This is a genomic window from Cryobacterium sp. TMB3-10 (assembly GCF_004402305.1).
In the GTDB taxonomy this organism is placed as follows: Bacteria; Actinomycetota; Actinomycetes; order Actinomycetales; family Microbacteriaceae; genus Cryobacterium; species Cryobacterium zongtaii.
The window spans coordinates 57,737-78,914 of sequence record NZ_SOGH01000007.1 but is presented as its reverse complement, the minus strand read 5'-3'; the positions used below and the strand labels follow the sequence as shown (position 1 = coordinate 78,914).

Annotated in this window: 21 protein-coding genes; 10 read left to right on the top strand and 11 right to left on the bottom strand. The window is 69.9% G+C overall.

Features of this window, described 5'->3' with window-relative positions:
- The first annotated feature begins 172 nt into the window (after window positions 1–172).
- Window positions 173–1,192 carry an LLM class flavin-dependent oxidoreductase gene (locus tag E3T22_RS03050; protein WP_134480266.1) on the top strand — a complete coding sequence of 340 codons (1,020 nt, stop codon included), beginning with the start codon at window positions 173–175 and terminating at the stop codon, window positions 1,190–1,192.
- 268 nt (window positions 1,193–1,460) lie between these two features.
- Entirely contained in the window at window positions 1,461–3,332 is a 1,872-nt protein-coding gene (locus tag E3T22_RS03045) for a GGDEF domain-containing protein (protein ID WP_134480264.1), read from the top strand.
- 30 nt (window positions 3,333–3,362) lie between these two features.
- On the opposite strand, the gene E3T22_RS03040 is transcribed toward E3T22_RS03045, so the two are convergent.
- From E3T22_RS03040 to E3T22_RS03030, 3 genes are read right to left on the bottom strand one after another with little or no spacing between them, the layout of a single operon-like run.
- Window positions 3,363–4,340, bottom strand: a complete 978-nt coding sequence (locus E3T22_RS03040; protein WP_134480262.1) for an NAD(P)H-quinone oxidoreductase — start codon at window positions 4,338–4,340, stop codon at window positions 3,363–3,365.
- A 34-nt stretch (window positions 4,341–4,374) separates the two neighbouring features.
- Window positions 4,375–5,376, bottom strand: a complete 1,002-nt coding sequence (locus E3T22_RS03035) for a DUF2332 domain-containing protein (RefSeq protein ID WP_241983576.1) — start codon at window positions 5,374–5,376, stop codon at window positions 4,375–4,377.
- Entirely contained in the window at window positions 5,369–5,611 is a 243-nt protein-coding gene (locus tag E3T22_RS03030; RefSeq protein ID WP_134480259.1) for a hypothetical protein, read from the bottom strand. Before E3T22_RS03030 ends, E3T22_RS03035 begins: the two co-directional genes overlap by 8 nt.
- 264 nt (window positions 5,612–5,875) lie before the next feature.
- On the opposite strand from E3T22_RS03030, the gene E3T22_RS03025 reads away from it, so the two are divergent.
- The gene (locus E3T22_RS03025) at window positions 5,876–6,742 is read left to right on the top strand and encodes a phospholipase (RefSeq protein ID WP_134480257.1); all 867 of its coding nucleotides are present in this window, start codon (window positions 5,876–5,878) and stop codon (window positions 6,740–6,742) included.
- Window positions 6,743–6,764: 22 nt separating this feature from the next.
- Here E3T22_RS03025 and E3T22_RS03020 read toward each other — a convergent pair whose 3' ends face one another.
- Both E3T22_RS03020 and E3T22_RS03015 read right to left on the bottom strand, forming a co-directional pair.
- Window positions 6,765–7,097, bottom strand: a complete 333-nt coding sequence (locus tag E3T22_RS03020) for a DUF4190 domain-containing protein (RefSeq protein ID WP_088456827.1) — start codon at window positions 7,095–7,097, stop codon at window positions 6,765–6,767.
- Window positions 7,098–7,111: 14 nt separating this feature from the next.
- Window positions 7,112–7,843, bottom strand: coding sequence for an META domain-containing protein (locus E3T22_RS03015; RefSeq protein ID WP_134480255.1), 732 nt, complete (start codon window positions 7,841–7,843; stop codon window positions 7,112–7,114).
- A gap of 168 nt (window positions 7,844–8,011) precedes the next feature.
- On the opposite strand from E3T22_RS03015, the gene cls reads away from it, so the two are divergent.
- The 3 genes from cls to E3T22_RS03000 all read left to right on the top strand — a co-directional run bounded on the left by cls (window position 8,012) and on the right by E3T22_RS03000 (window position 10,805).
- A complete protein-coding gene (gene cls / locus E3T22_RS03010; protein WP_088456825.1) occupies window positions 8,012–9,466 on the top strand; it encodes a cardiolipin synthase in 1,455 nt (484 codons plus the stop codon).
- A gap of 22 nt (window positions 9,467–9,488) precedes the next feature.
- Window positions 9,489–10,175, top strand: a complete 687-nt coding sequence (locus E3T22_RS03005; protein WP_088456824.1) for a GAP family protein — start codon at window positions 9,489–9,491, stop codon at window positions 10,173–10,175.
- A 126-nt stretch (window positions 10,176–10,301) separates the two neighbouring features.
- Entirely contained in the window at window positions 10,302–10,805 is a 504-nt protein-coding gene (locus E3T22_RS03000; RefSeq protein ID WP_134480253.1) for a cupin domain-containing protein, read from the top strand.
- Here E3T22_RS03000 and E3T22_RS02995 read toward each other — a convergent pair.
- Window positions 10,767–11,468, bottom strand: coding sequence for a DedA family protein (locus E3T22_RS02995; protein ID WP_134407974.1), 702 nt, complete (start codon window positions 11,466–11,468; stop codon window positions 10,767–10,769). The genes E3T22_RS03000 and E3T22_RS02995 overlap by 39 nt on opposite strands.
- 265 nt (window positions 11,469–11,733) lie before the next feature.
- Between E3T22_RS02995 and E3T22_RS02990 the strand changes: the two genes are divergently transcribed.
- Window positions 11,734–12,600 (top strand): DUF4433 domain-containing protein, encoded by an 867-nt coding sequence (locus tag E3T22_RS02990; protein ID WP_088456821.1) that lies wholly within the window; start codon window positions 11,734–11,736, stop codon window positions 12,598–12,600.
- 93 nt (window positions 12,601–12,693) lie between these two features.
- Here E3T22_RS02990 and E3T22_RS02985 read toward each other — a convergent pair whose 3' ends face one another.
- From E3T22_RS02985 to E3T22_RS02975, 3 genes are all read right to left on the bottom strand, one after another.
- The gene (locus E3T22_RS02985; RefSeq protein ID WP_121678489.1) at window positions 12,694–13,287 is read right to left on the bottom strand and encodes an MOSC domain-containing protein; all 594 of its coding nucleotides are present in this window, start codon (window positions 13,285–13,287) and stop codon (window positions 12,694–12,696) included.
- Window positions 13,288–13,322: 35 nt separating this feature from the next.
- A complete protein-coding gene (locus tag E3T22_RS02980; RefSeq protein WP_134480251.1) occupies window positions 13,323–14,147 on the bottom strand; it encodes a DUF4097 family beta strand repeat-containing protein in 825 nt (274 codons plus the stop codon).
- 105 nt (window positions 14,148–14,252) lie between these two features.
- On the bottom strand, window positions 14,253–14,462 hold the full coding sequence (locus E3T22_RS02975; protein ID WP_088456819.1) for a hypothetical protein: 210 nt from the start codon (window positions 14,460–14,462) through the stop codon (window positions 14,253–14,255).
- A 148-nt stretch (window positions 14,463–14,610) separates the two neighbouring features.
- On the opposite strand from E3T22_RS02975, the gene E3T22_RS02970 reads away from it, so the two are divergent.
- Both E3T22_RS02970 and E3T22_RS02965 read left to right on the top strand, forming a co-directional pair.
- Window positions 14,611–15,342, top strand: a complete 732-nt coding sequence (locus E3T22_RS02970; protein WP_088456818.1) for an endonuclease/exonuclease/phosphatase family protein — start codon at window positions 14,611–14,613, stop codon at window positions 15,340–15,342.
- A 113-nt stretch (window positions 15,343–15,455) separates the two neighbouring features.
- Window positions 15,456–16,709, top strand: coding sequence for an exonuclease domain-containing protein (locus E3T22_RS02965; RefSeq protein WP_134480249.1), 1,254 nt, complete (start codon window positions 15,456–15,458; stop codon window positions 16,707–16,709).
- 212 nt (window positions 16,710–16,921) lie between these two features.
- On the opposite strand, the gene E3T22_RS02960 is transcribed toward E3T22_RS02965, so the two are convergent.
- A complete protein-coding gene (locus tag E3T22_RS02960) occupies window positions 16,922–17,212 on the bottom strand; it encodes a GNAT family N-acetyltransferase (RefSeq protein WP_088456816.1) in 291 nt (96 codons plus the stop codon).
- Window positions 17,213–17,308: 96 nt separating this feature from the next.
- On the opposite strand from E3T22_RS02960, the gene E3T22_RS02955 reads away from it, so the two are divergent.
- The gene (locus E3T22_RS02955) at window positions 17,309–20,821 is read left to right on the top strand and encodes a bifunctional RecB family nuclease/DEAD/DEAH box helicase (RefSeq protein WP_241983575.1); all 3,513 of its coding nucleotides are present in this window, start codon (window positions 17,309–17,311) and stop codon (window positions 20,819–20,821) included.
- Here E3T22_RS02955 and E3T22_RS02950 read toward each other — a convergent pair.
- Window positions 20,818–21,177: a hypothetical protein gene (locus E3T22_RS02950; RefSeq protein WP_134480247.1), complete on the bottom strand. Its 360-nt coding sequence runs from the start codon at window positions 21,175–21,177 to the stop codon at window positions 20,818–20,820. The two genes, E3T22_RS02955 and E3T22_RS02950, sit on opposite strands and share 4 nt — an antisense overlap.
- Between the last annotated feature and the right edge of the window lies 1 nt (window position 21,178).

Genomic DNA, 21,178 nt, shown 5'->3' with positions numbered 1-21,178 from the left:
GTGCGGGGCATCGTCCGGCTAACGACCCGGCGCCGTTCTGCGGGTCACGCGCCGGTATGCGGGTGGCGCGCCACCCGCACACCGGCGCCTACCCCGCACAGCTGCGTCCCCGCGGCACAGAACTGCGGATGAGATCGGGAATACGTCACAGCCGGGGAACGCTGCACGAACCATGAAGAAGATCGGGTTCTTGTCCTTCGGCCACTACCAGGCGGTGCCGGGATCGCTCGTGCGGACCGCACGCGATGCCCTCCTGCAGACCGTGGAGCTCGCGGTGGCGGCCGAGGAGCTCGGTGTGGACGGCGCGTCGGTGCGGGTGCACCACTTCGCACGGCAGCTCGCCTCGCCGTTCCCGCTGCTGGCCGCGATGGCCGCCCGCACGAGCCGGATCGAGCTGGGCACCGGCGTGATCGACATGCGCTACGAGAACCCGCTCTACATGGCCGAAGAGGCCGCGATCACCGACCTGATCAGCAACGGACGGCTGCAGCTCGGCCTCAGCCGCGGCTCACCCGAGACCGCCCTGCGCGGCGCCGAGGCATTCGGGCATGTGCCCGGCCCCGGCCACAGCGACGCGGATGACGCCCGCGAGCGCACCGCACAATTCCGCCGCGCCATCCGCGGGGCCGGCATCGCTGCCGCGAACCCGCAGTTCACCGGGCACAGCAACCTGCTTGCCATCGAACCGCAGTCGCCCGGACTGTCCGAGCGCATCTGGTGGGGCTCGGGCAGCCGCGCCACCGCGAAGTGGACCGGCGAACAGGGCATGAACCTGATGAGCTCCACCCTGCTCACCGAGGACACCGGCGCCGACTTCGGCGACCTGCAGGCCGAACAGATCGGAATCTTCCGCCAGGCCTGGGCGGACGCCGGGCACCCCGGTACCCCACGGGTGTCGGTGAGTCGCAGCATCATGCCGCTGGTCACCGAGCAGGACCGCCGCTTCTTCGGTCTGCGCGCGCAGGCCGACAACCGCGACCAGGTCGGCCACCTCGATGGTGGCCTCGCCCGGTTCGGCAAGAGCTACATCGGCGAACCCGACCTGCTCGTCGAGCAGCTGGCGCAGGATGCGGCGGTGGCGGCGGCCGACACCGTGTTGCTGACCGTGCCCAACCAGTTGGGTGTGGACTACAACGCGCAGCTGCTCGATTCTGTGCTGCGCTTCGTGGCACCCGGCCTGGGCTGGCGGTGACCGGAGCGCGGCTCCGGTCCACGCACCGCCTCGTGTGTCAACATTCGTGAGAGCGCGATCATTCGCGGTGAAATCACCCGCGAACGGGGGCTCAGGACAGCGCAACACAGCCCCGGCGGCCGGTGCGGCGCTGCTAGGTTCGGAGATACGAGCAGTTTGGGGACTGAGCCGTGCAGGCACCTGGCGTACCAACACAGCACTTCCCGCTGAGACGAGCGGGCAGGACGCTCGGCCTGTCTCCAGGTAATTTCCGGGCCTGTGAGTCGTCATGACGACCTTCGATGACCTGGTGGCCCCGCTTCCGGCCGGCGCCACGGTGCCGTCCGGACAGCCGGCATCCGACGCCCTTCTGGCCTCCGTGGATTCGGTGGCCGATGGCATCGCCGACCTGAGTCTGGCCGACGGTGGGCGCGACACGACCCTGCCCGGCGGATTTGTGGAGCTCGTCGACCTGCCGAACCCGGCCTCCGACGATGAGCTGCACCAGACGCCGCAGACGGCCGGTCTGCCGGCCTCGCTCGCCCGTCGGTCCACGATCGAGAGGCTGCTCGCCGAGAGCGCCCAGGCCAATCAGGACGGCCAACACCATGCCGGCGCCGCACAGGCCGAACAGGTGCTCGCCGACCCGTTCATCACCCCCGGCCAGGAGGCCCGCGCCCGACAGCTGCTCTCCGGCCACCGGCTGCGGTTGGGCGAGTTCGAGGCATCCGTGCGGCACGGTCTGCTCGCCCTGGAGTACCTCACCGCCAGCGGTGACCTGCTCGGCCAGTCGATGGTGCACTGCACCCTCGCGCTCGCGTTCCACGAGACAGCGCTGGAGGAACCAGCGCTCGGCCACGTGCTCGGCGCCCTCGAAGCCGCGCGGCTCTGCGGTAGCCGCACGGCGGAGTTCTGGGCGCTGTCGCGTTCGTCGATGGTGCACCAGGCCCTCGGCGACGCCGATCGCAGCATCGAGCTGGGCCGGCAGGCGCTCGCCCTGGCCGACACCCTCGGTGACTCTCAGGCCGAGTTCGCGGCGCGCAACAATCTGGGCGACAGCTACCTGGAAATCGCCCGGGCGCGGCGGGCCAGGGGCGAAGACGCCCACGTGGCCTTGACCGACGGGATCGCCATCATCCGTGCCGCCGTGGCGCGGGCGGTCGAGCAGGGGCACGCGTTCGACGAGACCATCGCGCGCACCAACCTTGTCGGGTTTCTTATGGAGCGCGGCGAATACGCCGAAGCGCGCCGGCAGGCCGGCCGGTCCAAGACCATCGCCGTCACCAACGGCTACCGCAACCTGGCCGTGAACAACGACTCCCAGCTGGCCGAGGTGGCCCAGGCCGAGGGCCGCGTCGACCTGGCCTGCGCCATGATGGACGCCCAGCTCGCCGACCCGTCGGTGGCCGAGGACGCGGCCCTGAACGTGAAGCTGCACAGGTCGCTCTACGAGATGCACCGGGGCGCCGGCCGGTTCGAGCAGGCCCTGCACCATCACGAACGGCTGCACGTGCTGATTCTCGGACTCACCAGGCAGACCGCCGGGTTGCAGTCGCGGATGCTGATCAACTCGCTGGAAATCGAACAGGCCCGCCACGAGGCGCAGCGTTCGCAGCTGGAAGCGGAGATGCAGCGCATCCGTGCCGAGGAGCTTGACCAGCAGGCACACACCGACCCGCTCACCCGGCTGCCCAACCGCCGGGCCCTCGACCGGCAGCTGCCCGAGATGATGCGCCTCGCCCGGGAACGTGCGGAACCACTGTGCGCGGTGATGGTCGACATGGATCACTTCAAGCGGGTCAACGACGATCACGGCCACGCGGCCGGCGACCGGGTGCTCACCACCATGGCCGAGATCCTCGGCGAGTCCACCCGCGACAGTGATCTCGCGGTGCGGGTCGGCGGCGAAGAGTTCCTGCTGGTGCTCGGCGACACCACCCTCGACCAGGCCGCGCAGATTTGTGAGCGCCTGCTCGGCGAGGTGCGCAACCATCCCTGGGGCGCGGTCACCGAGGGGCTTCGCTGCACCGCCAGCGTGGGGGTCGCTCTGCTCAAACAGGGGGAGAGCGTCTCCCGCTGGCTCGGCCGTGCCGATGCCGCCCTGTACGAGGCCAAGGCCGCCGGCCGCAACCGGGTCGAGCTCGCCGCGGCCCGGACCTGACGATAAGCCCCACCCGAACCGGGCGTCGGGTCAGGGCACCAGCACGATCTTGCCCACGTGCGCGGATGCCTCCAGCCGGCGATGCGCCTCCGCCGCGGCGGCGAACGAGAACCTGCTGTCGATCACCGGTTTGAGTGCGCCGGAGTCCAGCCACGGCCACACCCGGCTGAGCAGGTCGGCCATGATGGCCGCCTTCTCCACGGCGGGCCGGGCGCGCAGCGTGGTGCCCCAGTAGCGTCCGCGCTTCTGCATGAGGTGGAACGGGTTGAAGACGGCGTCCTCACCGCTCTGGTTGGCGATCACCATGATGGTTCCACCCAGGGCGAGCGCCGCCACATTGCGGGCCGCGTACGAGCCGCCCATGATGTCCAGGATCACGTCGGCGCCGTGCCCTCCGGTCGCGGCGAGCACCTCGGCCACGAAGTCCTGCTCGCGGTAGTTGATCAGCACGTCTGCGCCGAGTTGCCCGCACACCGCCAACTTCTCGGCGGAGCCGGCCGTGACCAGGACGCGGGCCCCGGCCAGCCGGGCCAGCTGGATCGCGGTGGTGCCGATGCCGCTGGCGCCGCCGTGCACGAGCAGGGTCTGGCCGGTCGTGAGTCCCGCGCTCATGAAGACGTTGGACCACACCGTGGCCAGCGCCTCCGGCAGCGCGGCGGCGTCGATCAGGTCCACGGCGTCGGGAACCGGCAGGGCCAGGTCCTGATGAACCACGGCCTCGGTGGCGTAGCCGCCGCCGGCCAGCAGGGCGCAGACCCTGTCGCCCACGGCGAAGCGGGTGACGGCGACTCCGATCTCGGTGACGGTGCCGGAGACCTCCAGGCCCGGCCACTGGGGCGCGTCGGCCGGCGACGGGTACAGGCCCATCCGTTGCTGCACATCGGCCCGGTTCACGCCGGCCGCGGCTACCGCGATACGGATGTCGCCGGCGCCGACGACCAGGTCGGGGACGGTATCGAGGGTGAGGGCGTCCGGGCCGCCTGGGGTGTGGACCACGAGTGCACGCATCCAGCCATCTTAGAAGCGCCCCCCGGGGGGAGACCTAGCCGACGAACCAGTCGAGGCTCTGTCCGTGCGCACCGCACCGGGCGAGGGGCCGGCCGTCGAGGGAAACTGTGAAGTCGCCCGGCACCGGCGTCTCGGGCAGCAACGCGTCCACCCGGGGCAGCACCCCGACGCCGTCCAGCGAGATCCAGCGGCCGAAGCCGGTCACGGCATCCGCGAAGGCCGCCCGCTGCTCGGGGGCCAGGTAGACCAGGACCGCGGGACTGACGATGACCAGCGGCACCCCCGCCGGCGCGCGGGCGACCAGCGCCTCGAGGTCGTGGGCGGCGTCCCCGCGCACCAGCAGCGGTGGGTCCCGGCGCACGATCGAGATCGCCGCATCCAGTCGCCGGCGGCGCGCGGCCTGCTCGGGCCAGACGAGTGTGTCGAGCCAGCGAACGTCCTCAGGGTCGTGCACGTGCAGCGGGTTCAGATCGAGGCCGGCGCGCCAGAGTACCTCGGGCGGATGCTCCGGCAACGGCACCGGCCCGGTGGTCTCGGCTGAGAGCAGCACCGGGCTGGGTCCGTCGGCGGGATCCACCCGCCGACCCGAGTAGTCGTAGCTGTACCGGTCCGGATAGAGACAGAGTCCCGCGCTGGCGCCGACCTCGATCAGGGCCACCCGCGGGCCGATCGAGGCGAGGATCGGCATGACCGCGGTGAGGCGGCGGGGCTCGTTGGTCTGGGTGGCGCGCACCAGCGCCTCGGCGGCGACCGCCGGCCAGTGCTCGAGAAGCCAGCGGCGGAAGACCGGATAGCCCGCCAGCGGTGCGCCGAGCAGACGTGCGCAGGCGAAGACCAGGTTGGGCTGGCGCTTGGGCCGGGGCAGAGTGATGATCAGCGCCAGAACCTCGGCATCGTCCTCGACCCCGCCGGCCCAGTCGGCGTAGAGCCCGGACTGGCCCGGAGTCTCGAACAGTCGGAAGCGCCGGTACCAGTCGGCGGTCTTCTCCAGGTCGAGGGCGCGCTGCTCGACGGGCGTCCGGGAGAGGTCAGGCACCGGTGCGGATGCGCTCCAGGAGCAGGGCGAACAGCAAGCTGGAGCGCTGCTCATCGTTGATGATGTCGATGAGCTCGAGGACGGCCGCCCGGTCGGGTTCGGGGGAGTTGGCGACGTCGACGTCGTTGATGCTCTCGATTGCCGCGATGAGACGGTCGGCGCTGGTGGGAGCCCCGGTTGGAGCTGAGGAGTGATCGGCGGCGGCGGCCTGCGAAGCGGGGTCTGTGGTGGGCATCTTTTTACGCTACCCCACAGGACAACCTGCGCTCGCCGCAATGCGCGGTGCGAATAACCGTCTGGCCGGGCATTCTGGTCGCCACCTGGGCACCTTCACGTGGCGGTGTGGCGCCCGTTCACATGGCTTTGGCAGGAAAAACTGAGGTTCCGTTCAGGGAGTTTAGGCAGGCTAGGCCGCTTGCCCGCGCCGATCCTGCGCGCGTGGGCCCACCCATCAGTGAGCGTGCCCGATGGAGCGCACCCCGACACGACCTGGAAGTCTATGCGCCCCGAAAACACCCAGAACGCCACGCCCGAAATTCCCAGCACCAGCACCACCAGCAGCACCAGCACCCGCGCTGGGCGCAAGAACCGCCGCTCGCGCAGCAAACGCCTCACCCTCCTCGCCGGAGGCCTCGTGCTCGCCGGGGTCGTGACCGGCACCGGTTTCACCGTGCAGTCCGCCGTCGCCGACCAGCAGCAGCAGGCCGAGCAGGAGCGCGACGACCGTGCCGCTGCCAAGGCCGCGGCCATCAGCAAGACGCACCTCGCCGCATCCGTGGCCCTCGTCGACGCCGACACCGCGCTCGAAGCCGCCGCGAACAAGGTGGACGCGTCGGCCCTGTCGGCCACGTCCAGCACGCTGGCCGGCTACTACTCGATGCCGCTGTCCGAGGTCAGCGAGCTCACCACCCAGGCCAAGGAGCAGACCGCGACAGTGCAGGCCGCCGCCGTGGAAGCCGACCGGGTGGCCGTGGAGGCCGCAGCCGCTCAGGCCGCCGCCGACGCTCAGGCCGCCGCCGAAGCACAGGCCGCCGCCGACGCCGTGGCCGCCGGCAACACCCCCGCCGGTGCGAAGGCCACCGCCGCGAGCCTTGCCTCGTCGCGCTACGGCTGGGGCGAATCCCAGTTCTCCTGCCTGGCACAGCTGTGGCAGAAGGAATCCGAGTGGAAGTACACGGCCTACAACGACAACGGCGGGGCCACCGGCATCCCGCAGGCGCTCCCCGGCAGCAAGATGGCCTCGGCCGGCTCGGACTGGGCCACGAACGCCAGCACCCAGATCGCCTGGGGACTCGAGTACATCAACGGCTCCTACGGCACCCCCTGCGCAGCCTGGTCGCACTCGCAGGCGATGAACTGGTACTGATCAGCCCGCGCCCCGGCGCCGGTCAAGCCCAGTAGTTGTTCTGGTACAGGAAAATGATCACACCCAGTTCCAGGGCCAGCAACAGGTAGCCCACCCACAGCGCCGCATAGGCGAAGGTGCGCCCGCTGGCCTGGCCGCGCGCGATGCGGGACAGCGTGACATGGCCAAGCACCACCCCGATCACCGGCAGGATCAGCGCCAGGATGAAACTGAGCACGGCCAGGGCGCCCGTCGCATCCGGGTCCGGGTCGACGGCGGCCGCGGCGGCGTTCTGGCGGATGCCGAACCGCAGCAGGAAGACCAGCGCGATCGCGACTCCCACGATGAGCACGATGGTGAGCGGATAGGTGCCCATGCGTCGCCTCTTCCCTAGCGGGCCGTCAGTTGGCCGAGCACGGTGCCGTCGGCGGCTTGCAGGGTCATCACGCCGGCCTGCACCCGGCCCTGGGCGGCTTGGTTCAGCCACTGATCCACGCCCTCGCAGGCAATCAGCGTGGTAACGCCGCCGGTGAAGAGGATCGCCTCGTCATCGGCCTGCTCCCACGATCCGGTGAGCACGTTGCAACCGTCGTTGCCGGAGTAAGTGCCGTCGGCCTCGATCGACAGGAACGGCGCCGTCGGAGTATTCGACTCCACCCAATAGCCGATCGGGAGACCCTGCGGGCCGACGGTGCTGTCGGTGGACCGCACCAGGGTTGTCGCCGTCGAGTCGAACGAACTGTGGATGACCAGGGTGTCACCGTCGACCTCCACCCGGGTGCCGCGGGTGACCGCCAGCGGCAGCTGCGCGCCGGGGCAGGCCATCATGGTCTGCGGGCCGGAGGTCGTGGTGAGGGTGCCGTCCGAGTCGACCTCCCAGGTGCCCTGCACCCGGTTGCAGCCGTCGGAGGCGCTCCAGGTGTTGTCCTGCACGAAGGAGATGTACGGCTGCTCGGGGCTGTCGAAGGTCTCCTCGAGAACCCAGGTGCCCACGAGGGCGCCGGCCTGAACGGTGCCCGAGCTGGAGGCCGAGTTCGGCGTCTGGATGCTGCAGCCGGCGAGGACGAGCAGTAGCACCGCAGCGGAGGCCACCAGGAATCGGGTGGGGGGATGGGTTGCCATGCGTGTCACCTCTCGACCTGGCGAATGCTGTGCAGCGTGCGGCGCAGCTGACGATGATGCGATGCTCGCCGCACACCGCAATGTAGTGCGTCACGGTGGCTCCGGCAAGCTGCGCCAACCGCCACCGGCGATGCCGGTGTACGTTCACGACGAGGTCAAGGGAGAACGATGGTGGATTTTCAGCTCGGTGCCTGGCTACTGGTGGCGCTGCACGCCCTTCTCGTGCTCATCGCCACGGTGTACGTCTCCGCCAACCGGCGGCCATCCGCGGCCATCGCCTGGGTGCTGGCGATCATCTTCATCCCTTACCTCGGCGTGCTGATCTTTCTGTTGGTGGGTGTGGGGCGGCTGCCGCGGCGGAGGCGGGAGAAGCAACGCGAGGTGAACGAGCTGATCCTGGCCCGCACCGAGGGCCTGCACCTGGTGAGCCACCGCGACGAGTGGCCGCCCTGGCTCGGCTCGGCCGTGCAGCTGAACCGCAACCTCGGGGCGCTGCCCATGGTGGGCGGCAACCGGGTGGAGCTGCTGCCGGACTATGAGGGCTCGATCGAGCGGATGGTGGAGGCCGTCGACGAGGCCACCGAGTTCGTGCACGTGCAGTTCTACATCCTGGTGCTCGATACCGTCACGCAGCCGTTCTTCGACGCCCTGGCCCGGGCCATCCAGCGCGGCGTGCAGGTCAGGGTGCTCTCGGACTACCTCGCCTGCCTGATGCTGCCGCGCCGTAAGGAGACCATCGCGGCGTTTGCGTCGATGGGCGCCGAGTGGCATGCGCTGCTGCCCCTGCGGTTCTGGAAGGGCCAGTGGCGCCGGCCCGACATGCGCAACCACCGCAAACTCCTCGTCGTCGACGGGCGGCTGGGCTTCAGCGGCTCGCAGAACATGATCGACGCCACCTACCTCAAGCCCGGCAACCTCAAGCGCGGACTGCGCTGGCACGAGCTGATGATGCGCATCGAGGGGCCAGCGGTGCGCGAGCTGAACGCCGTGTTCCTCGCCGACTGGTTCAGCGAGACCGACGAGATGCTGCCCTTCGACACGTCGCCCATCGTGCTCGACCCCGCCCCGGATCTGCTCGACGCCCAAGTGCTGCCGAGCGGTCCGAGCTTCGAGAATGACAACAACCTCAAGCTCTACGCGATGCTCATCCAGAAGGCCGAGCGCCGGGTGAGCATCACCAGCCCCTATTTTGTGCCCGAGGAATCGACGATGCTGGCCATCGTCACGGCGGCATCGCGCGGGGTGGAGGTGGAGCTGTTCGCCTCGCACATCGGCGATCAGGCGCTGGTCTACCACGCGCAGCGGTCCTACTACGAGGAACTGCTACGGGCGGGAGTGTCGATCTACCTCTACGCGGAGCCCACGGTGTTGCATGCGAAGCACTTCACCATCGACGACGACGTGTCGGTGGTGGGATCCAGCAATATGGACATCCGCTCGTTCAGCCTGAACATGGAGGTCTCGGTTCTGGTGCACGGCACCGAATTCGTGAAGCGGATGCGGGTGGTGCAGGACGGCTACCGGGCCAACAGCAGCAAGGTCGAGCTGGCCGACTGGCTCCACCGGCCGGCCGGCGCCAAGGTGCTCGACAACCTGGCCCGGCTGACCTCGTCACTGCAATAGCTGGAGTAGGGGAGGAGCGCGGGTGAACGAGTGGACACAGCTCTTGCCGCTGGCGTTGACCATCGCGCTCAGCCCGCTGCCGCTGGCGGGGCTGCTGCTGATCCTGCTCGCCCCCGACGGGTTCAAGGCGGCTGCGGGGTTCAGCATCGGCTGGTTTCTCGGGGTGCTGTTCTCGGCCACCCTGCTGGCGCTGCTGTCATCGCTGCTGCCGCACGACAGGTCGGCCGGCACCCGCACCCTGCAGGTGGCGGTGCCGCTGCTGCTCGGTATCGCCCTGATCGTGCTGGGCCTGGTGCAGTGGCACGACCGGCCGCGGCGCGACGCGGAGGTGCCGCTGCCGCGCTGGCTGAGCGCGCTGGACCGGCTGACCCCGGCACGGGCGACCATCATCGGGGTCGGCTACGCCGCGTTCCGGCCGAAGAACCTGGTCATGGCGGCTGCCGCCGGGGTGGTGATCCTGGGCGCCCACAGCGACCCCACCGGCATCGTGGTCTCGGTGGCCCTGTTCACCGCGCTGGCGTCCATCACTATGCTCAGCCCGGTGCTGGCGTACGCGTTCGGTGGCCCCGCGGTGCGGGAGAAGCTGGTGCGCCTGCGCGGCTGGTTGGTGCGCAACATGCCGGTGATCACGGTGATCACGGTGTTGCTGCTGGGCGTGTTCCTGGTGCTGGCCGGACTCAGCGAGTATGCCGGCCAGCTGCTGCGCTGAGCATAACTCCTGCTGGATTCCAGGCGCCGACCCGGCATCAGTGGACTGACGCGGCGGAGGTCGACGGGCGGGGAGAATTGCAGGAGTTATGCATCCTCCGCACCCTCGACACCAGGGAGACTTCTGATGGCCGCACAGGACCGAAACAGCCGACTTGCCACCCGCCGCACGGCCGCCGGGGAGTTCATCGAACGTCTGGAGCGCCCGGCGCTGGCGATCGAACTTGGTCTGGAACCACATCCGGAGGGCGGCTGGTACCGGCGTACCTGGACGTCGCCGGTGCCGGTGACGCTCACGGATGCCGACGGCTCCGAACGGGTGCGGCCGGCGGCCACGCTCATCCACTTCCTGCTGCCGGCAGGGGAGTTCTCCGCTTGGCACCAGCTGTCCTCCAGCGAAATCTGGATCTGGAACGGCCAGGGCGCCGTGCAGCTGGAACTCGGCGGCGACGGCGATGAGCCGGATGCCGAGTCGAGCCCGGTCCTGGGCGGCCGGCTGCTGCGCGGCGAACACAGCCAGGTGATCATCCCGGCGGATGTCTGGCAGCGCACAGTGCCGAGCGAGGAGGACGCCCTGGTGAGTTGCCTGGTGTCACCCGGCTTCGACTTCGCCGACTTCTCGATGGAGTAGCTCCCGATGTGGTGTCGGCGCCGGCGTTCCCCAGCTGCGGATGCCGGCCCGCCGGTCGGTGCGCCGACGCACGATCCGCAGCACGATGGCGTCGATGACAACGCCCAGAAGCAGGGCGGCGGCCACGGCCAGCAGTGCTCCCAACAGCGGGTTGTGCCGCAGCCAGGCTCCGGCGATCATTCCGACCAGCACCGAGTATGTGGCCCAGCAGAGCCCGCCGAGAGCCGCGAACGAGACGAACCGGCGCGGCGGAAAGCCCGTGGCGCCCGCGGTCATGTTCACGGCCACCCGACCGACCGGGATATACCGGGCCGTGAGCAGCAGCGATGCCGGTCGGCTCAGCAGGGCCGCGCGCGCCCTGTCGGCGATCCGCGCCGCGCCGGGACGCCGCTGCCAGCCGAAGCGGGTCAGGCCGATCCGGCGGCCGATCAGGTAGGCGATGCTGTCACCGAGCACCGCGCCCACCATGGCCACGCCGATGAGCCCGACGGGGTGCGGTGTGCCGGTGGAGACGGCCAGGGCGCCGAGCGCCACGACCACCGTCTCGCTGGGAAACGGGGGGAAGAAGCCGTCGATGACCACAAAGACGAACACGACAGGGTAGACCCAAGCCGACCCGGCAAGGGTGAGGACCAGGTCGTTGAGGGCATCAAAAACAGGCATGTCCTCACGGTAGGGAGAGCCCGATCCCGCTCGCGTCGGTCGGAGGGACGATTCCCTGCACCGGTGGGATGATCCGGGCCGGCACAGCCGTTCTGCGCCCTCGTCAGGGCGTCAGTGACCCGATTGGTTCCGGATCGACACCGGATCACCCCCGGATGGCCCTTGATGTGTCACCGAGACCGCCGAAATGACCGTAACTTAGATAGGTAGGAACATGTCCGTCGAACCCGACGTGGTCGAGCCTGCGCACACGAAAGGTTGAGTTGTGAACGAGGAATGCATCCACGGACTGGACGGGGAGCTGTGCGCCCTGTGTTTCCCACCCGCCGCCCCCGTCGCACCGACCGTGCCCGCTGCCCGCGCCCCGCGTGCCAGCCGAGCCCGCACCCCCGAAGCGCCGACGGCGTTGCGTACCATCGTCGCCCCGATCACCACGGGCACCGCTCGCACCAAGCGCCACGACGACAAGGTCGGTGAGCAGCGGATCTACCACCTCACCCACATCCGCAACCTGCCCGGTATTCTCGCCACCGGCCGGCTTCTGGCCGACACCAGTGCCGACTGGACCGACCGTCCCGTCGTCGACATCTCGTCGCCGGAAAACCGCAGTGCCCGACGCGACGTCCGCGTCTCCGGCGCCGACAGCCTCGCCGTTGCCGACCACGTGCCCTTCTTCCTGTCGCCGAACGCCTTGGTCTGGGAGAACATCCGCGCGCAGTCGCTCGACCCGCGCCTGTCCGACGACGCCCACGACGCCGCCGCGTACGACTTCGTGATCCTGGTCTCGACGGTCAAGAAGGTGCTCGACGCGCAGGTCGACGCCGCGGCCGACCCGACCGCCAGCCACTTCGCCGTGACGGATGGCGACGCCGCGTTCACCGCCACCCGCTTCGGTGCCACGGCCGAGTCGGCCGACCGGATGCTGCAGATGCTCCGCGCCGACCTCGACTCCGACGCGATCCTCAAGGCCGAGCTGCTCGTACCCGGCGAGGTCCCGTTCGGCCTGATCACGCTGATCGGCGTGGCCAACGACCGCGTGCGCGATGCGGTCAAGCCGATCCTGGCCACCCTGAGTCACAAGCCCAAGGTCGCCGTGTACCCGCCGTGGTTCCACCCCACCGAAGAGCTCTAGCCGCCCGGGGTTCCCTCGTGAGTTGCCGCACATCGCCCTTTCGGGAGCGGTGAAGCGGCACTTTCCGGCAACTCGGCGCGCGGGGAACCGGCGCTAGACGACGCCCAGGGGAAGCGGCTCGCCGGCCGGCAGCTCCACGCGCAGCTCGTCACCGGCAGCCACGCTGCCGTCGGCGACGACGACGCCCATGATTCCGGCTCTGCGCAGGATCCGGCCCGCTTCATCAGTGTGCTTGAGCGTCTTCTTGAGGCCCGACTGGAACTTGTCGATCATCGAGCACGGGTCGCGCATGCCGGTGACCTCGACCACGGCGTCGGAGCCGAGGTGCAGCCGGGTGCCCAACGGCAGCGCCAGCAGATCGATGCCGGCGGTGGTGACGTTCTCGCCGAGCTGGCCGGGGGAGACGTCGAACCCCTCGGCGGCGAGCTCGGCGAACAGCTCTGAGCGCACCAGGTGCACCTGGGTGAGATTGGGCCGCGTCGGGTCGGTGCGGATCAGGTACCGGTGCTGGGTGGTGGCCCCGGCGTGCGAGTCTCCCTCGATGCCGTAGCCGGCCACCAGACGGATGCTGGGCACCACCGGCTTGCTGAACCGGTGCCTGTCATCCCGGCTCACCGCGACAACCGTGCCGGTCTGCTGCTCGCTCGTGCCGCCATCCCGCTGGGCCGTGCCCGCCTGCTCGCTCATGCCGCCATCCTGCCAGATCCGGCCCGGCGACCGCACTAGCGGGTGCCCTCGACGGTGATGCTGCCGTTGGTGGTCCGCGCGGTGATGGAGCGCCGCGAGGTGCTGTCGGTGGGAACGGTGTCGTCGGTCACGGTGCCGTTGGTGGTCTGCGCGGTGACTCGGTAGGTGACTCCGCCGCCGGGAACCAACACGGTGATCTCCCCGTTCGTGCTGCCGGCCTCGACCGACTCCGGGGCATCGACGAACTGCAGCGAGACCGATCCGTTGGTGGTGGCGGCGGCCACGGACTTGGAGACGGCATCCGTCACCCGGATGTCGCCGTTGGTGCTCTGCAGATCGACCGGCCCCACGGTGCCGTCGGTCTCGATGTCACCGTTGGTCGTGGTCAGCGTGACCCGGCCGGTGAGCCCGGATGCCGCGATGCGGCCGTTCTCACCCGCCGCGGTGACCGGCAGCGCCGTGGGCAGTTGCACGGTCACGGTCACGGAGCATCTGGAGAAGAACTGGGCGCGGCAGCCGCCGCGTACCTCGGTCACGCCGCCGTCGGTGCGAGCGGAGAGGGTGGGCTCGTTGCCGAAGTAGGACCCCGTCATGCGCACGTGCACCTCGTCGTCGGCGCTCGGTTCGAGGATGATCACGGCGTTGGGCAACTCCACGCTCAGGCTGGTGCCCGCTTCGAGGTCGGCGCTCTGGTCGACCGGACCGCTGCGGCCCCACAGAGCTGCCACGAACGCCGCGATAAGCAGCAGCGCCCCCACGATCGGGATCAGGATGTACAGCAGGGTGCGCCACCGGGGAGTCGGGCTCTTCCCGGCCGGTGGCGTCGGCGGTGGCGTCGGCGCTGCTGAGGTATCGGTCATGGCAGGCTCCCCGGGTCAACGGCGCCGGGCGCGCCGAACTGCCGCGCGAGGCATCCGTGCTCGGGACGGTAGCAGGGTTGCGGGCGCCTCGATATGGCCGCAGAGTCAGCGCTTGGTGATGTCCCTGCCGCGGTAGCGGAGCACGCGGGCCCGAACCGAGAGGATGCCGCCGAGCACGAGCGCACCGATCGCCACGGGAAGCAGCGTCGTCAGCATGGTGTTGCCGGTGGCGGCGTTGACGATCATGAGGGCTACGGCGAAACCGCTGCACGCGAACGCGGCGACCGTATAGGTGGTGAACGACCAGGATTTCATGGGTAAGTCCATTCTGTGGCGGTCGGAGTTTCGGGCGCCGGCCTGACTACACGGTAGCAGCGTGCCCCAGCACGGTCGCTCGATGCGGTATTCGCCGCCGAGCGAAAGTAGGCTGGATGTCTACCACCGATTCAGAGATAGGTCTGACGTGAAGGTCATCAGCTACAACCTGCGCAAGAACAGTGCCAGCGGGGAACTCATCGCCCTGGCCGAAGAGTACGACCCCGACCTGCTGTGTCTGCAGGAGTGCGACACCTTGGCCCTGCCGGCAGAGGTCGGGCTGCTGCACCTGGCGGATTCCACCACCCGCAACCGGCTGGGACTGGCCGTGTATTACCGGCGGGACCGGTTCACCGCCCAGAAGACGCAGACCTTCGCGCTCAAGAAGTCGCTGCACGACCTGGTGCTCACGCCGGCGCACGAACGCCTGATCGGCACGCGCCTGTTCGACATGGCCGCGCAGCGGGAGCTCGTCGTGGCGTCATTCCACGCCGCACCGCTGACGGCGCTGAACTCGCTGCGGCGCAACCAGATCCGCTCGGCACACGAGGAACTGGCGGTGCTCGGCCCCAACCTGCCGACCCTGATGGTGGGCGACTACAACTACCCGATCTTCAAGAAGCACCTCAGCAGAGAGGTCAAGGAGTCCGGCTACGACCTCACCCTGAGCGACAGCCGTACCTACACGCGGTATAAGTTCTTCCGCGGCCACTTCGACCTGGCCACCTCGGTGGGACTCACCATCGACAACGTGGAGACTCTGCCCCGCGGCACCTCCGACCACATGCCGATCCTGGTCACCTCGTCGTACTCCAACGAACCGACCGAGCGTTCACAGGAGGCCACCGTGGCCCCCGTCGACGGCGAGTTCTCGATCTAACCGGCACCCGCCACACCCCGTCCGGTCACCGGCCGGTCCACTGCCGCGCATCCGCGGCGCACTCGACCCTGCCCGCGGGCTAGAGTCAGGCATACAGATTGCGAAGGAGCCCCATGGCCGGTCCTGGTTTCGCCGTGATCGATTTCGAAACCACCGGCCTCTTTCCCGCTCACCACGACAGGGTCATCGAGCTCGCCGTGGTGCACGTCAGCGACCGGGGCCGCATCGAGGGCCGCTGGGAGACGCTGGTCAATCCGGGCCGGGACCTCGGCCGGCAGGACATCCACGGCATCCGCGCGGCCGACGTGCTCGACGCCCCCTCCTTCGCCGAGATCGCCCCGCGGCTCATCGAGCTGCTGCGCGGCCGCGTGCTCGTGGCGCACAACGCGAGCTTCGACATCCGGTTTCTGCTGGCCGAGCTGAGCCGCGCCGGCCATGGCGCGCCCGCCGAGATCGTCAGCCTGTGCACCATGCAGTTGGCCCGGGACTTCCTGCCCGGCGCGGGGCGCTCCCTCGCCGATTGCTGCGCGGCCCTCGACATCGATCTGGACGGCGCCCACCGGGCCTCCGTCGACGCTCTCGCCACCGCCCGGCTGCTCGCCGCGTACATCGAGGCGGCGGATGCGCCGGAGTTCTGGTTCGCGCACCTCGCCGCCGCCGCCGCCGCCGCGGCCTGGCCGGCCGGCGCGGTATCGTCCACGGCGTGGTGCGCCCGCACTGTCTCGTCGCACCCGATGACCGCGGACTCCTTCCTCGAGCGCATCACCACCCGGTTGCCGGATGTGGCCGGCCCGGCCGAATACGTCGACTATCTGGCCCTGCTCGATCGGTGCCTGCTCGACCGGGCGTTGTCGGTGCACGAGGCCCAGTCGCTGGTGCGGCTGGCCGGCGAGCTCGGCCTGAACCGGGCCACCTGCGAGGCGCTGCACCGGCAGTACTTCGCCGCGCTGACCGCGCTCGCCTGGTCGGACGGCATCCTCACCGGCGCCGAGCTCGCCGACCTGGTGAGCGTGGGAATGCTCCTCGCGATTCCCACCGCGACCATCGCCGCGGCGCTCGACGAGACCCGACAGCAGACCCCGGCTCCGGCCGTCGCGGCGCCGGCCGGCGCCGACTTCGTGCTGGTGGCCGGCGATCTGGTCGTGCTGACGGGCGAGATGAGCCGCACTCGCAGCGAACTGGAGCGGGAGCTGCGCGAGCTCGGCCTGGTGCCGTGGCGGGCGGTGACCAAGAAGGTCAAGCTGCTCGTGGCGGCCGACGCCGATTCACTCTCCGGCAAGGCCCGCAAGGCCCGCGACTACGGCATTCCCATCGTCGACGAGGCCACCCTCGCCCGGCTGTCCAGCGCCCGCTTCGCCGGGGCCTGATCCGCTCGACTACGCGCCGGCCGCGCCGGTTTCGGCGGCGCTGGCCGGGTCGCGCGGCACGGTTAGGTCCCGGCGGCACAGGTTAGTCCCGGCGGCACAGGTTGTTTCGTGTGCCGCGAGGCACAGGGTGTGCCGCGACGCATAAGGGGTGCCGCGAGGCGCGCGGATGCGCCTCGAGCGCGGCAGCGTGGCGACGGCGGCGAACAGGTCCGTTAGCCGCGCACCCGCAGCAGGTTCGCCCGCTCCGGATGCTTCGCGAACCACTTGCCCACGTACCAGCAGTCTGGGGACACAGCCCGGGTGCTCGTCGCCTCCACGTCGTCCATCGCGAAGGACACAACTTGCCCGGCCAGGCCCTGCCCGCGGCGGCGAGGATCGGTGAATGTGTGGTTGAACGACACGGTGTCGCCCCGCACGAGGTAGTCGGCCAGGGCGGCGAGCTCGCCGTCGATGTAGAGAGCGTAGCGGGAGGCATCCGGTTCGTGCACGAGAACTGTGGTCACCAGATAAGCGTAGACCGGCGGGCGCGCTGCGGGGTGCGGGCCGGTGTCGGTGGCCTCCGGTAACCTGACCAGATCCCAGCAGGTGGAGGCGCACCAGTGTTCTTGCTCGATTCGACGCTCGACAAAACAGTCATCTTCAGTGCGAGCGACCTCGGCGCCGCCGCGGGCTGCGAGTGGGCGCTGATGCGCAAGCTCGACGGCAAACTCGGCCGCATCGACACCGTGCCCGACGAGGGTGACGCCATGCTGCGCCGTGCCGGCGCGCTCGGCGACGCACACGAGCTGCGCTACCTGGAACGGCTGCGGCAAAGCCGCGATGTGGTCGAGTTCGCCCGCCCGTCGATGAGGGAACTGCCGGAGGCGGCCGCCGTCACGGCCGACGCGTTCCGGGCCGGGTCCGATGTGCTCTTTCAGGCCACCTTCTTCGACGGCCGCTTCGTCGGGTTCGCCGACTTCATCATGCGCACAGACGACGGCGCCTACGAGGTCTACGACACCAAGCTGGCGCGCTCCGCGAAGATCACCGCGCTGCTGCAGGTGGCCGCGTACAGCGACCAGCTGGACAGGCTCGGCATCCGCACCGGCGAGCAGGTGCACCTGCTGCTCGGCGACGGACGCACGAGCTCGCACCGGCTGCGCGACATCCTGCCGGTGTACCGCAAGCGCCGTGCGCGGCTCGAACGCCTCATCGACGAACGAATCGCCGACCCGGAGCCCACCCCGTGGGGTGACCCGCGCTACACGGCCTGCGGGCGCTGCGCGGCCTGCTCCGTGGAGGTGGAGGCGCACCGGGACGTGCTGCTCGTAGCCGGCATGCGGCTCACCCAGCGCCGGCACCTGCTGGAGGCCGGCCTGACCACGATCGAGGCCCTGGCGGCGAGCACCGGGCCGGTCGACGGACTGGTCGACGCCACCGTGGTGGCTCTGCGCGCCCAGGCCCGGCTGCAGCTGCAGTCCCGCCAGCTCGCCACCGGGCAGCCAGGCCACGCCGACGCCCCCGCGGTCGAGGTCTACAACCCGGTGGCGCTCGGCGCCCTGCCGGAGCCCGACCCCGGTGACATCTTTTTCGACTTCGAGGGTGACCCGCTCTACAGCGAGACCGCCGCGGGCACCGACAGCCCGGATTGGGGCCTGGACTACCTCTTCGGCCTGATCGAGACCGACGGCACCTTCCGTGCGTTCTGGGCGCACGACTATGCCGAGGAACGCCAGGCGCTGATGGACTTCCTGGCCTACGTGACCGAGCGCCGCGTCCAGCACCCGGCCCTGCACATCTACCACTACGCCGCCTACGAACGTACCCACCTGCTCGCCCTGGCCGCCCGGCACGGGGTCGGCGAAGACGCCGTCGACGATCTGCTCCAGAGCAATGTGCTCGTGGACCTCTACCCCGTGGTCAAGAAGAGCCTGCGGGTGGGCTCCCGCAGCTATTCGATCAAGAAGCTCGAACCGCTCTACATGGGTGACGACCACCGCGAGGGCGTCGACAACGCCGCCGACTCGATCACCGAATACGCCGACTCCCGCGACCTGTTCCGGGCCGGACAGACGGATGCCGCCCAGACCAAGCTCGACGCCATCGCCGACTACAACGAATACGACTGCCTCTCCACGCTGCGCCTGCGCGACTGGCTGCTCGCCCGCGCCGACGAGGCCGGCATCCCTCGCGCCGCCGCCCGCGACCTGGAGCTGGCCATCCCGGTGCGGGAGCCCAGCCCGGTCTACCTGGCGCTGGCGGCCGAGGTGGCGGATGCTCCGCCCGGCGACCGCACGGCCGACCAGACCGCGATCGCCCTGGCCTCCGCCGCCATCGACTACCACCGCCGGGAGGGCAAGAAGTTCTGGCAGGAGCACTTCGACAGGCTGCGCAACCCCGTCGACGAGTGGTCGGCGACCCGGGACGTGTTGATCGTGGCGCAGGTCACGGTCGAGCGTGACTGGGCGCTGGTGGGCCGGGACCGCAACCTGTCCAGGCTGCTGCGCATCGAGGGCGAGCCGGCGCCGGGCAGTTCGCTCAAGCTCGGCCAGAAACCGTTCCTGCTCTATGACGCGCCCTACCCGCCGCTCGCGCAGACCGGCGAGCCCGGCTCCCGGCTGGCGCACGAGCGCACCGAGATCACCGGCCTGGTCGATGAGGCCACCGGTGAAGAGGTGCTCTACGTCACCGAGAAGCTCGGCCGCGGCGTCGACGCCTACGACCAGCTGCCGATGGCGCTGTCCCCGGCCACGCCGCCACCGCCCGGCACGCAGGTGCCGGCGATCGCCGAGTGGGGGCAGCGGGTGCTCGACGCCCTGCCGGCCATGCTGCCGGATGCGGCCCTGGACGTTCTGCGGAGGGTGCCGCCGCGGCGCTCGGTCTACTTCGACAGGCTCAGCACGGCGTCGACAAGCTCGACCAACGAATCGCTTCCACCGGTGAACGGCGACATCACCACCGCCATCCGCGACAGCCTGCTCAGCATCGACAGGTCCTACCTGGCGGTGCAGGGCCCGCCCGGCACTGGCAAGACCTACACAGGCTCTCGGGTGATCGCCGAGCTCGTACGCGATCACGGCTGGAAGATCGGCGTGGTCGCCCAGTCGCACGCGACAGTGGAGAACATGCTCAGCGCCGTGCTCAAGGCCGGGCTCGCATCCGGGCACGTGGGAAAGAAGGCCAAGGCGGGGGAGGAACCGCGGGAGAACGGCTGGACCGCGCTCGCACCCACCGGCTTCGCCGAGTTCACCGGTCAGGCCGGCGGCTTCGTGCTCGGCGGCACCGCCTGGGACTTCAGCAACGCCACCCGCATCGAACCGGGCTCGCTCGACCTGCTCGTGATCGACGAGGCCGGCCAGTTCTCGCTGGCCAGCACCATCGCCTCCGCGGTGTCTGCGCGGCGCCTGCTGCTGCTCGGCGACCCTCAGCAGCTGCCGCAAGTGAGCCAGGGTTCGCATCCGGAGCCCGTCGACGTATCCGCGCTCGGCTGGCTCACCCACGGGCACGATGTGCTGCCGGCCGAGTTCGGCTACTTCCTGGCTAAGAGCTGGCGCATGCACCCCGCGGTGTGTGCGCCCGTCTCCAGGCTCTCCTACGAGGGCAAACTCGAGTCCCGGGCCGCCGCCCGGCACCTCGACGGCGTCGAGCCCGGCCTGCATCCGCTGCCCGTGCCGCACACCCTCAATTCCACCTCGTCATCCGAAGAGGCCGACGCCGTGGCCGAGCTGATCGGCTCGCTGCTGGGCCGCCCCTGGACCGTGAACGGTGAGAGCACCCCGCTCGGCCAGCACGACCTCATCGTCGTCGCCCCGTACAACGCGCAGGTCGAGGTGATCCGGCAGCGGCTGGCCAGGGACGGCTGGCACGAGGTCAGCGTGGGCACCGTCGACAAGTTCCAGGGCCGGGAGGCGGCCGTGGCCATCGTGTCGCTCGCCGCATCCAGCGCCGAGGAGGTGCCGCGCGGGCTCGAGTTTTTGCTCCTTGCCAACCGGCTCAACGTGGCCATCTCCCGCGCGCAGTGGGCGGCGTACCTGCTCTATTCGCCCGCGCTCACGGATGCCCTGCCCCACAACGCGGGCACTCTCGCGCAGCTGAGTGCCTTCATCGACCTCGTCGAGGGGCCCGCCGTCTAACGCTCGAGCTCAGCCGCGAACCGCTCCGGCAGCACGACATTGGCGCCGACCTCCGCGAAAAACGGGGCGACCTCGGTGGGCGTGTAGCCGGCGATGCCGCAGCCGATCTCGGTCACCAGAAACCTGAGCTCCGGATGCTCGGCCGCGAACCGAACGAACCCGGTCACCTCGTGCTGCAGTACCGCCAACCCGCTCATGCTGTCGATCGCATACGACTGACCGTGCAGCCCGTGGCCCTGGCCCCAAACCGCGCCGAACCTCTCGTGCGCCAGGGCGGCGGCACCGGCCGCGTGCAGCCCGGTCGCGTTGGACCCGAAGACGAAGACCTCGCCGGGTTCGAGTCGGGTGATCCGCATG